We start from the raw sequence: 11,755 nt of genomic DNA, 5'->3' as shown, positions 1-11,755 counted from the left end.
TTTGGTAGTGGTCTAAAAAGTATGCCAAACTAGGTTTTCCGTTCGCCCTGAGCCTGCCTGCGGGTAGGAAAACCGTTAGGTTTCCCAAGCTCGCCACGAACGGTTTTCTTTGTAGCATACTTTTTGAACCAGAGCCTTATTTTTTACATGAAAAATGACTATCCGACCACTTAATTTTAAAAAATTACACCAAACAAACTTGATGTTTACCACGGGTTTGTAAAGGTATGCTAGCCTTGTAGAGTGCACACCACACCGCCCAAACCCACGCCCATTCATTGCATTTTTCAGATAATCACGCTACAATCATCACACTGCCAGTCCCAAAATCAAGCATAAGTCCAAACCCAAACCGCCATGAAAAAATTCTACCTAATCCGCCACGCCCAATCCGAATCCAATGCAGGACACGCCATTCGTCCAAACCATAAGATTGCCATTACCAAGCTCGGGCAAAACCAAGCGACAGACGTGGCGGACTGGCTCATCACGCACGTCCCTACGCCTGATAAGGTTTTTGTGTCGTCCTACATTCGCACGCACCAGACGGCACAGCCTTATTTGGATAGGACGGGCATGACCCCTGTACAGATTGATGATTTAAGAGAGTTTAATTACCTAGATTATGAGCATATCAAGGATTTGACCCTACCCCAAATCGTCAAAATGGCGGACGACTACTGGGCAAATAATGACAAAACCCACACCGACAGCCCCACAACCGATAATTTTGCAAACCTTGCAGAGCGTGTTAAGGCGGTGCGTGATGCGTTTGATGCTTTGCCAGACGGCACTTATGTGGTCTTTACGCATGGTATGTGGCTGGGTATGCTCATGTGGCAATTGATGCTTGGCTATCATGGGGGCGAGTGTCCACGCCTGTTTAATATGATAAAATTTAGAGAATTTGAACTTGCCGTCCGCCCCAAAAACTGTGAAGTCTATCTGATGATAAGCGATGACGGACACAGCACAATAAGCAAGGTGAGAGCTGGGGGTGATGATTGATTTTGAATTTGTAAGAGAATACTGACAAAACTTTGCGATTTTTGCGTATTTTCTTATGGTTGCCGTTTTGGCATAATACACTCATCAGCAAGGAGAGGGTACACGGACATACCAATACGGATGAACGCTGATATTATGGATAGAAGTTATGGACATACGGGACAACATCTCCTATACAGCAAAACCGCAAATGTTTATTTGCGGTTTTGCTGTTTTTTGGCTAAAAGTTATTTGGCTGGGTTGTCTTGGTTGTCTTGGGGTTATCACCATGGATTGTCTTGATAAATGGACTGATGATACACTCTACAAAATGAAAAAGTGCTACGGTTTTTCGTTCGTGGTGAGCTAAGTCGAACCATGACGGAAACCGACCCGCAGGCAAGCTTGTGGCAAACGTTTTTCGTAGTAAAATTCAATTTTGTTAGCTTTACATATATAAATAGCGTTTCACGTGAAACATCATCGCCAAGCCAAACCTTTTAGCTGTGCTTTTTTGGGCAAAAAATGCTATAATAACCCACATTTTTCAAAGAATTAGGCGTATGCCAAAGGATTTTTATGAGCGAGCAACTTCCTACCAACGACTACAATGCCAGTAGCGTGCGAGTTTTGCGTGGATTAGAAGCGGTGCGAGTCCGCCCTGGTATGTACATTGGCGACACCGATGACGGTTCAGGGCTACATCACATGGTGTTTGAGGTGGTGGATAACGCCATTGACGAGGCACTCGCTGGGCATTGCGATGAAGTGCTGGTTACCATTCATGCCGATGAGTCGGTGTCGGTGGCGGACAACGGGCGTGGCATTCCTGTGGACATTCACCCCGAGGAGGGCGTGTCGGCAGCCGAGGTCATCATGACGGTGCTTCACGCAGGGGGCAAGTTTGACGACAACAACTACAAAGTCTCAGGCGGTCTGCATGGCGTGGGCGTGTCGGTGGTCAATGCGTTGTCTAAGAAACTTATGCTTACCATCTGGCGGGACGGCTACGCCCATACCCAAGACTACACGGATGGTGTGCCTGATTTTCCCCTAAAACGCCTTGACAAAACTGACAAAAAAGGCACCGAAGTTCGCTTTTATCCAAGCGATGAGATTTTTACGGGAACGATTTTTGATTATGACATTCTTGCCAAACGCTTGCGTGAACTCTCCTTTTTGAACTCAGGCGTGCGTATCGTCTTAACCGATGAGCGAGACGGCACTCAGCACATCTTTGAACACAAAGGCGGTCTTGGCGAATTTGTCGGCTACATCAATGACGGCAAACAAACCCTAAACGACATTTTTCATTTTACCGCCCAAAGTACAGACGGCATTGGCGTGGAAGTCGCCTTGCAGTGGTCGGACAGTTATAACGAAAAGGTACTTTGTTTTACCAACAACATTCCCCAACGAGACGGTGGCACGCACTTATCAGGCTTTCGCTCGGCTCTGACTCGTTGTCTAAACGCCTATATGGATAGCGAAAACATCGGCAAAAAAGAAAAGGTGGCGGTAACGGGCGATGACGCTCGTGAGGGGCTTGTGGCGATTGTGTCGGTCAAAGTGCCAGACCCCAAATTTAGCTCACAGACCAAAGACAAACTTGTATCCAGCGAAGTCAAATCTGCCGTTGAAACGGTCATGCACGAAAAGCTGTCCGAGTTTTTGCTTGAAAATCCAGCGTCTGCCAAAGCAATCGCAGGTAAAATCCTAGACGCTGCCCGAGCAAGAGAAGCTGCCCGCAAAGCCCGTGAGATGACCCGCCGTAAGACCACGCTAGACATCGCAGGACTACCGGGTAAATTGGCGGACTGCCAAGAAAAAGACCCTGCCTTGTCCGAGCTGTACCTTGTGGAAGGGGACAGTGCAGGCGGGTCTGCCAAGCAAGGACGTAGCCGAAAAACGCAAGCCATTTTGCCCTTAAAAGGTAAAATCCTAAACGTGGAGCGAGCCCGTTTTGACAAAATGCTGTCATCTGCCGAAGTTGGCACGCTCATCACTGCCCTAGGCACAGGCATTGGCAAGGATGAGTACAATCCCGACAAACTTCGCTATCACAAAATCATCATCATGACGGATGCTGACGTGGACGGCTCGCACATTCGCACGCTACTGCTGACGTTCTTTTTCCGTCAAACGCCAGAGCTTATCGAGCGTGGACATATCTACATCGCCCAGCCCCCACTTTATAAGGTCAAAAAAGGCAAGCAAGAGCTGTACCTAAAAGACAATGATGCTCTAAAATCTTATCTGCTCTCGTCCACGATTGACGACAACCAACTGTTTTTGAGTAAAGATACCCCCGCCATTCGTGGCGAGGCGTTGGAGAGTCTGTTGAATGATTATAGCCTTGCTCAAAACACCAAAAACCGCCTAAGCCAAAAATATCCAGAGAGCCTGATTGACACCCTAACCTTTGTGCCAAAGCTAGAAAATGAGATGCTAAAAGACAAAGTGGCGTTGCAGGCATGGGCGGACAAATTGCTAAACGTGCTAAATGACAAAGCAAGCGAGCTTTTGCCACAGGTAAGCCTAGAGGCTGTGGGCGGTGCAGACAATGAAACTACCCAAACATTTTTGCCAAAAATCACAATCTTTGTACATAAACTGCCCCAGCATTATACGCTTGACCCCTTATTTGTCAATTCGGGCGAATATGCCAAATTATTAAAATTATCAAGCACTTGGAACACGCTACTGACCGATGAGAGCTTTATCAGGCGGGGTGATAAGGATTTTGCGGTCAAAGATTTTGACCATTTGTGGGAGCAGTTTATGGCGGAGGCTCGCCGTGGGCTTTCCATTCAGCGTTATAAGGGCTTGGGCGAGATGAATGCCGACCAGCTTTGGGAGACGACCATGGACCCCGAAAACCGCAATATGCTCAAAATCACAATAGAAGATGCCATTGAAGCCGACCGCCTGTTTAACTGCTTAATGGGCGATGAGGTTGAGCCAAGACGGGTGTTTATTGAAGAAAATGCGTTGAATGCGGATATTGATACGTGATGACTTAATGGCTTAATGACATGGGGCGAGATATTCGCTCTTTTGTAAAATCAGATTAAAAAACAGGAGATGTTATGAGAGTTTGCTCTACATATGTTTCTAATGATGGCGGTGATTGGCTGTTTCATTATCATGATTCTGCCAACAATCATGAACCAAAACCCCAAACCATGGCAAGATTTCAAAACGAATTGCCTGAGGTGCTTGCGTTATTGGACAAAGAAGACATCAAGTCCGAAGAAAAAGCTTTTGAATTATTCATGGAAAAAATGCTGACCGACAAGGATTTTTTGGACGATATTAGCATGGACATGCCCCAAGCAGACATTGACATGGATAACGCCTTAGAAGAGTTATTCAACAGCCACAACACCAAAACCGAAGACAAAGCCTACCAAAAGATAGACAAACTTTGTGATAAATACCCCCAAAGAATTGACTTTTTGTATAACGCCTACGAATTTGCCCCAGATTGGTTTGTAGACAAAGGATTTATGCGACTAAACATGGCGGTACTCATTGGGCTTAACGCCTTAGCACAGGCAGGATTTGATTGGCAAAAAGATGAGTTGCACTGGGGATTTGTTGAAAACCGCCCCTTTCTGCGTGCCTACGCTCGCTACGCCCAAGAAATCATGGAGCGGTGTCATGACATAAGACAAGTGATGTTTATCCAACAGCGTTTGTTAAAAGCCTGCCCGACCGACAATCTAGGCATACGCCATGAGTATGTCCAATCCTTATTATTTTGCAAAAAATACAAAGAAGTCATCAAATTATACAAAACCTACCCCGATGATTTTGACCCCAGTATCGTTTATGGTGTGGCGTTTGCGTCATGGCAATTGGGGCAAAAAAGTGCCGACAAATACCTAAAAAAAGCCATCCAAGAGTTTCCTTTGTGTGCCAAAGAATTATTAAAAAAACGCCACACCATACCATCAGACGGCTATGCTCATGGTGGTATTATGGTTGGCAGTCCTGCACAGGCTTATGAGTTTTGGCAACAGTATGGGCGGTTTTGGCAAAAAGATGCGTTGGACTGGCTAAAACAGCACACAAGCGAGCAGGACAAAAAGCCAAAATCACTCAACAAAAAATAAATGGCGCTATGGGGCGGGCGTGCCTTTGGGCAATGTGATTCGCCCCGACACGCCCAAATTTTAAAATCATCTTAAATCCACAACGTCAAAGGAAGCCCCCATGAACACCTACCGCCTAAAAATATCCTTAGTAGAACCGCATTATCCTATTAACGAGTTGCACCGCATTGTCGAAGTGTCGGGCAATATCCGCTTTGATGAATTACACCAAGAGATATTTCGCCTGTTTGAACGCCATGATGAACATCTTTGGCAGTTTTTTATCGCTCGGAGCAAAATGGACAGTTTTAATAAGCTGTTTAATGATTGCCATGAACACGTTCTACTGAACGGCAGTTGGCAGTTGGATGATGACTTATTTGTCAGCGAAAACAAAATCTACCCCACATCAACCACGCTAGATGAGCTAAATTTAGCCGAAAAAGAATACATCTATTATTGGTTTGATTTTGGTGATGATTGGTTGCATCGCATTCGCATTGAAAAAATCACCCAAAGCGATGACGCTGACAGCTACCGCTTTATCGTCATCAAAGCCGTGGGCGAGATGCCACCCCAATATGCCGATGAGTCTGACGAGTTTGCAGATACACCCTTTGACCCAAATAACATCAGCCCTGAGCTGGATTTTGAGCTGTCCTTGTTGTCCGCCATGATGCTTATCGTGGGCGACCCGACCAATCCCACCCGCTTTGGCGATTTGGTGGAAGCAGGCATTGCCGATGAGATGCTAAAAAGAGAGCTTATCAAGCCTTGTGTGAGTCTCACGCACAGAGTACAACTGACCGCCAAGGGCGAGAGCGAGCTTGTGCGAGCGATGGAGATGCTCGGGATTTGATTTTGATATTTGGTATTTCACATAGGAATACACCATGACAACCACACCGTTTGCCATCGACTGGCACACCCTAATAGACCCCAAACTTGACGACTTTATCGCCACAGGCACCATGGTGCTTGATGATGTCTTTCATGCCATCGACTTGACCGCCTTACAAGCCGAGAGCGGATTTATAGAATACAGGCAAGCTCATCTGACCCACGGCGAGCGAGAGACTGCCATTCGTGGCGACAGCATTCGCTGGATTGATGAGTCCTGCCCTGTGGGGTCGGCGTACCTTGGGGCGATTGACGAGCTTGGGCGGTATTTTAACGCCACGCTGTACACAGGCATTCGCTCATCAGAAGCCCATTATGCTTGCTATCCGTCAGGCTTTGGCTACAAATGGCATTCGGATAACCCCAAAGGGCGAGACGAGCGGGTCATCTCTGCGGTGTTTTATTTAAATGATAACTGGACATCAGACAATGGCGGTGCGATAACGGTGGTGGATAAAACGGGTGAGACTACCGGGCTTTTACCACAGCTTAACCGCCTTGTGGTGTTTGATAGTAATCTGCTCCACCAAGTGGAAATCACCAATCGTACTCGGTTTTCTATTGCAACGTGGCTTCGGCGTGATGAGAGGTTGATATAATCACTTTGCAATTATTTGAAAATATTTTACCATGATTTATATAATCATCGCTTTATTAATTTGGTCAAGTTCATTTACCGCAGGCAAATATGCCTATTCCATGTTTGACCCTGCAATGGCGATTGAACTTCGATTTATCATCGCAAGTTTGATTGTCTTGCCCTTTTTTATCAAAACATATCCTTTGATAGAAAAACGCATTCGCACAAAACTGTGGGGCGTGTCTTTTTTGATGTTTCCTATTGGTATTTTTATGCAGTTTATGGGATTGTTTTACACTTCGGCAAGCAGTGCGGTAGTTGTGATTGGGACGGAACCGATATTGGTACTGGTGCTGGGCTTTTTACTCTTTAAAACCAAAGTCGCTCTCTATGACTGGGCGTTAAGTGCCATCGCATTTTTGGGGATTTGCCTTTTGGTCTTAGGCTCAAAAGACGATGGAGCGGCGGACTTGTTTGGACTGATATTGGTCTTTTTGGCAGGGGCAGGCTTTGCTCTTAGCCTATATGTCGCCAAAGAAGTGATGGCAAGGCTTGATAACAAAGTTTATACCTCCACCATCTTGGTGCAGGGTATGATGTTATGCTTGCCCATCTCGCTGGTTTTGGTAAAAAATTGGCAGATAAATTTTAATTAGCTTGGCTTATTATCAGTGCTATACTTAGGGGTGTGTTGTAGCTGGCTTGCCTATAAGCTTTGGAACTTGGGACTTGCCAAAACCCCTGCCCATATTAGTGGCATGTTAATTAGTTTAGAACCTGTGTTTGGCGTGCTACTGGCAATGGTGCTACTGGGCGAGACGATGACGCTGTTGATGGTGGTTGGGAGCGTGCTGGTGATTGGCTCGGCGATGTTATCGACTGTCATTCCGATGATTAAACAAAAACAAGCCCAATAAAGACAATCAAAATCCTAAAACCCCCTTATTTTAAGGGGGTTTTATCGGCTTTAGTATTTTATATTCACCGACACACTCACATTTCTGCCTTGCTGTGGCACAAAGGGCAAAAATGAGTTGTGGATATAGACTTTTTCGTTTAACAAATTATTGCCACGCAACGACCAAGTGGTGTCCACATCGCCAAAATGACGATGATAATCTAAGCCGACATTAAGTAGATTATAGCTTTTGGTGGCATCTTCATTGATATAGATCGGACATAATTTATCACGCCCTGCCTTATGATAAGGGCATTCGCTGTCGTATTTGGCGGCAACCGACTCTGATGTGCGATTTTGGGCAAAGACTTTGCTAAATTCTAGGCTTGATGAAAAATTGCCGTGTTCGCCATTGATTCTAAACCCAAGTCTGTCAGGCGACATTCTAGGGGCGTGGCGGTCAGGGCGTGTGATGGTTTCTTGACCGATGATGGGGCGTTTGTAGATGGCACATTCTTCTTCATAATCTGGGTGCGTTCTGCTCCACCCACAGTCCTCTGGGTCTTCGTAACCGACCAGTTGTCGGTCGCCATAGATGTTGCCGACAAAAATCGGGTCAAATCCATACAATCTGCCACGCACTTTGTCGCCAAATACCGATACTTTGTAATTGGGGTTAAATTGATAGCCAATCTCTAATTCCGCCCCACGAATTTTGGCTTTGGACTGGGTAAAGCGTCTCATGGCAAGATTGCCAACTTTATACAGATTTTCTGGGTGGATATAATTGTCAAAGTTATTGCCATAGACACTGCCTTTGACACTCCATTTATCGCCCTTAAAATTTGCCCCAAATTCTAGGTTGTCCGATTTTTCTTTGTTCAGGGCTTTGTTGCCAAACATAAATGAATTGGTCGCCAAATGCTTGCCGTGATAATAAAGCTCCATCGGTGTGGGAATGCGTTCGTTGTGCGAATAAGTCGTATCAAGGCGAAGCTTGGGCGTAATGTCCCAAAGAGCGGTGATGGCGTATGAAGTGGCGTGGTTTTTGTAGGGAGTTAGGTTGGGGTATTCTTGACGAATGCGTCTGCCAAAACTTTTTAGGGTGTGGTCAATCTCATCTAGGTCATAATGCACGCCAATTTTGGCATTCTCGTGGCGGTAGCCTGTTTCAAGCGTTAGATTGCCAAACTTGGCATTGGTTAAGGCAAACAGCCCCAAACTTTCTTGGGTGTTTTCTACTAAGGGTCGCTTGTTGCTTTGTTTTTCCTTAATGCTTGGGATAAGGGCGTGTGTGCGGTTGTGCTGATAATCCGCTCCCCACACCAGTCCATATTTGTCAAACAGCGTATGATGAAAACTTAATTTGCCAAGCCTTGCGTCATTGCCATAATACACAGGATTGCCCTGCACAAACCGCTCTTTACTGCCTGTCATAATCGGCTTGCCCTCATCAAACTCGGTGTGCTTATAGTCGCTTTGTCCTAAGTTTAGCTTGATTTTATCTAGCCAAACAAAGGGGTTGTTTAACTCGCCTTGTAGGCTTGTGCTACGAGAACGCATTTCAAGCCAAGGGGCTTTGTGGTTGTGGTTGTGCTTATGCCCATAGACATTGTCGTGGCTGTGGGTGGGATCTGCCTCGTGGTCATTACCACAATGAAAATGCAAGGCATCAATCATATCGCTGTCGTCCATCAGGTGCGGATAAATGGTCAGATAATGCCGACCTCGCCCCAGCTTGGCATCAGGCTCTAAGATGTGGGCTGAACATTCATCAAATTTGTGGTTATGCCCCACCAGTCCATAATTTTCACGGCGTAAGGTATGAGCAATGCCAAGATAGCCTTGATTGCCAATATAAGATAAGCCGATGGTGTTTACTTTGGCGTTGTTATAAGAATCTGGCAAATATTTTAAGGTCTCATCATCAAACTTAATGGCAGGCACATTATAAGGATTGGCATCTCGTGCCAAGCCCTCCACACGCATCGCCACACGCTCCCCCATAGGAAGTGCCAACGATGAAGTAACCAGCTTTTCATTAGAGCCTGTGGTATGGCGAGTTAAAACCTCTCCCTCTAACCCTGACGGCATACGAGTGGGTATCTTAGCGTCCACCACATTGATAACCCCAGCAGGCGAGGCATTTGCGTGCATAAGCGTACTTGCCCCACGCACAAGCTCCACCCGACTGGCAAGCAAAGTATCCACCGATACGGCATGGTCAGGGCTGATATTTGACATGTCCGTTACGCCCAGTGCGTTATTAAGCACCTTCACACGCACGCCCTCTTGCCCACGCACCACAGGGGCAGACGCACCCCCGCCAAAGGGGTTTGAATGAATGCCAAGCTCACCTGACAAGGCATTGCCCAGTGTGGCGGAGCGTTGTTGGAGTTTGGATTTGGAGACGGTGGTGTCAGAGGCTTTTTGATTACCCACAAAGGCATGTCCTTGTACAGGACTGCGATCGAGGGTGATATGCATGCCCTCCAAAACCACGTGAGGCTCACCATTTGGTGTTTCATGAGCAAAAGCGGTGTTGGCTAAGATGGCTAGCACCGCACAAGAAAGCGTTTTATAAGTCCTCATGACCTATCCTTTTCATAAATATTTTAAAAAATAACATGATTAAGTAATATTATAACATTTAAAAATATAATTATACAATATAACATAACAAATAAAAGCTCATTACTTTTATGTAAAAATTTGCTACAATGACATCTGCTTTTTATTTATCCATCAACCATTGACCGACAAGATCGCACCCATGACCCCCACCTTATCCCTATCCACCGCTCTTTTAAAAGAGCCGTCCATTACCCCCCATGATTTTGACTGCCAAAATATCTTGGCAGAGTTTTTGGGCAACTTGGGCTTTGACTGTGAATTTTTGTATTTTGGCGACCCAAATGACAACGGCAAAAACGCCCAAATCAAAAACCTATACGCCAAGAAAAAAGGCTCTGACCCCACCGCCCCCCACCTGTGCTTTGCAGGGCATACGGACGTTGTGCCTGTGGGCGATGAGAGCCTATGGACGTATCCGCCTTTTTCGGCAACTGCCCATGACGGCTATCTGTGGGGGCGTGGAGCGTCTGATATGAAAACCGCCATTGCCTGCTTTTGTGTGGCGTGCGATGAATTTATCAGGGCTTGCCCCGACCACAAGGGCGATATTTCGCTACTTATCACCGCAGACGAAGAAGGCGTGGCGATTAACGGCACGCACAAGGTGGTTTTGGAGCTTGCCAAACGGGGCGAGCGTATGGACTTTTGTCTGGTGGGCGAGCCGTCCAGCACGAACGTGCTTGGCGATGTCATCAAAAACGGCAGACGTGGCTCACTAAACGCACGCCTAACTGTAACAGGCAAGCAAGGACACATCGCCTACCCACATTTGGCGGTCAATCCCATGCACGAGCTTGCCCCCGCCCTTGCCGAACTTGTGGCGTGTGAGTGGGATATGGGCAACGACTATTTTCCTGCCACCAGTATGCAAATCAGTAACGTGAGCGGTGGCACAGGGGTGACCAACGTCATACCCAATAGCGTGGAGGTGCTGTTTAACTTTCGCTTTTGTACCGAGAACACCGCCGAGAGCTTACAGGCAAAAACTCACGCCATTTTGGATAAGCATTTTGGGAGTTCAAAAGCAAATTATACGATTGAATGGAATTTATCAGGCGAGCCATTTTTGACCCCAAAAGGCGAGTTTGTGGATGCGGTGGTGTCCGCCATCAAGGACGTTACAGGCACGGACAGTAAGCTGTCCACCTCGGGCGGGACATCGGATGGGCGGTTTATCGCTCCGATTATGAATGCCCAAGTGGTAGAGCTTGGCGTATTAAATGACACCATTCATCAGATAGATGAAAAAGTGGCGGTCGATGATTTGGAGAAATTAACGCAAATTTATGGGAAAGTTTTGGAAAGGCTGATTGCGTAAGAAACTCATATAAAAAGGGCGAGTGATGAACCGACCCCCAAATCTTAAACACCAGATTAAAGGTTAGGTTAATAAAGCTAAGTGGTTTGACCAAGGACTAAGTTTCTGTACTTCACAGGACTTAGTCCTTTTAGTTTGGTCTTTATTCTATCATAATTGTAGTAGTGTATATACTCATCAATTACTTTTTTAAGCTCATTAAGGCTTGCAAACTTGGTTTGTTCATAAAAGATTTCTTCTTTAAGTGTTCCAAAGAAGTTCTCAATGACAGCATTATCAAGACAGTTGCCTTTTCTTGACATACTTTGGGTGATGCCATGGTTCTTTAAAGTTTGTTGATA

The 11,755-nt window shown here is 46.1% G+C and carries 10 protein-coding genes; 8 read left to right on the top strand and 2 right to left on the bottom strand.

Going from position 1 to position 11,755, the window contains the following annotated elements; genetic code table 11:
• The first annotated feature begins 357 nt into the window (after positions 1-357).
• The 7 genes from K941_RS0111180 to K941_RS17810 all read left to right on the top strand — a co-directional run bounded on the left by K941_RS0111180 (position 358) and on the right by K941_RS17810 (position 7,481).
• Positions 358-1,008, top strand: a complete 651-nt coding sequence (locus K941_RS0111180; RefSeq protein WP_029103686.1) for a histidine phosphatase family protein — start codon at positions 358-360, stop codon at positions 1,006-1,008.
• A gap of 558 nt (positions 1,009-1,566) precedes the next feature.
• On the top strand, positions 1,567-4,002 hold the full coding sequence (gyrB, locus tag K941_RS0111170) for a DNA topoisomerase (ATP-hydrolyzing) subunit B (RefSeq protein WP_036388254.1): 2,436 nt from the start codon (positions 1,567-1,569) through the stop codon (positions 4,000-4,002).
• A gap of 74 nt (positions 4,003-4,076) precedes the next feature.
• Positions 4,077-5,105 carry a transcriptional repressor TCF25 family protein gene (locus K941_RS0111165; protein WP_029103683.1) on the top strand — a complete coding sequence of 343 codons (1,029 nt, stop codon included), beginning with the start codon at positions 4,077-4,079 and terminating at the stop codon, positions 5,103-5,105.
• Positions 5,106-5,205: 100 nt separating this feature from the next.
• Positions 5,206-5,943 (top strand): IS1096 element passenger TnpR family protein, encoded by a 738-nt coding sequence (locus K941_RS15675; protein ID WP_051226036.1) that lies wholly within the window; start codon positions 5,206-5,208, stop codon positions 5,941-5,943.
• Between the two features lie 34 nt (positions 5,944-5,977).
• On the top strand, positions 5,978-6,583 hold the full coding sequence (locus tag K941_RS15670) for a 2OG-Fe(II) oxygenase (RefSeq protein WP_036388252.1): 606 nt from the start codon (positions 5,978-5,980) through the stop codon (positions 6,581-6,583).
• 31 nt (positions 6,584-6,614) lie between these two features.
• Positions 6,615-7,220 carry a DMT family transporter gene (locus K941_RS15665; RefSeq protein WP_228130407.1) on the top strand — a complete coding sequence of 202 codons (606 nt, stop codon included), beginning with the start codon at positions 6,615-6,617 and terminating at the stop codon, positions 7,218-7,220.
• 15 nt (positions 7,221-7,235) lie between these two features.
• Positions 7,236-7,481 carry a DMT family transporter gene (locus tag K941_RS17810; protein ID WP_228130406.1) on the top strand — a complete coding sequence of 82 codons (246 nt, stop codon included), beginning with the start codon at positions 7,236-7,238 and terminating at the stop codon, positions 7,479-7,481.
• Positions 7,482-7,531: 50 nt separating this feature from the next.
• Here K941_RS17810 and K941_RS0111145 read toward each other — a convergent pair whose 3' ends face one another.
• Positions 7,532-10,054, bottom strand: coding sequence for a TonB-dependent receptor (locus K941_RS0111145; RefSeq protein WP_029103682.1), 2,523 nt, complete (start codon positions 10,052-10,054; stop codon positions 7,532-7,534).
• A 181-nt stretch (positions 10,055-10,235) separates the two neighbouring features.
• Here K941_RS0111145 and dapE point away from each other — a divergent pair, with 181 nt between their 5' ends.
• Entirely contained in the window at positions 10,236-11,414 is a 1,179-nt protein-coding gene (dapE, locus tag K941_RS0111140) for a succinyl-diaminopimelate desuccinylase (RefSeq protein ID WP_029103681.1), read from the top strand.
• 77 nt (positions 11,415-11,491) lie between these two features.
• On the opposite strand, the gene K941_RS0111135 is transcribed toward dapE, so the two are convergent.
• Positions 11,492-11,755, bottom strand: a 264-nt coding sequence (locus K941_RS0111135; RefSeq protein ID WP_029103680.1) for an IS3 family transposase, incomplete at its 5' end; no start/stop codon positions are given.

Origin of the sequence: Moraxella caprae DSM 19149, assembly GCF_000426885.1 — a bacterium.
Classification (GTDB): Bacteria; Pseudomonadota; Gammaproteobacteria; order Pseudomonadales; family Moraxellaceae; genus Moraxella; species Moraxella caprae.
This window is presented reverse-complemented; position numbering and strand designations above follow the sequence as displayed.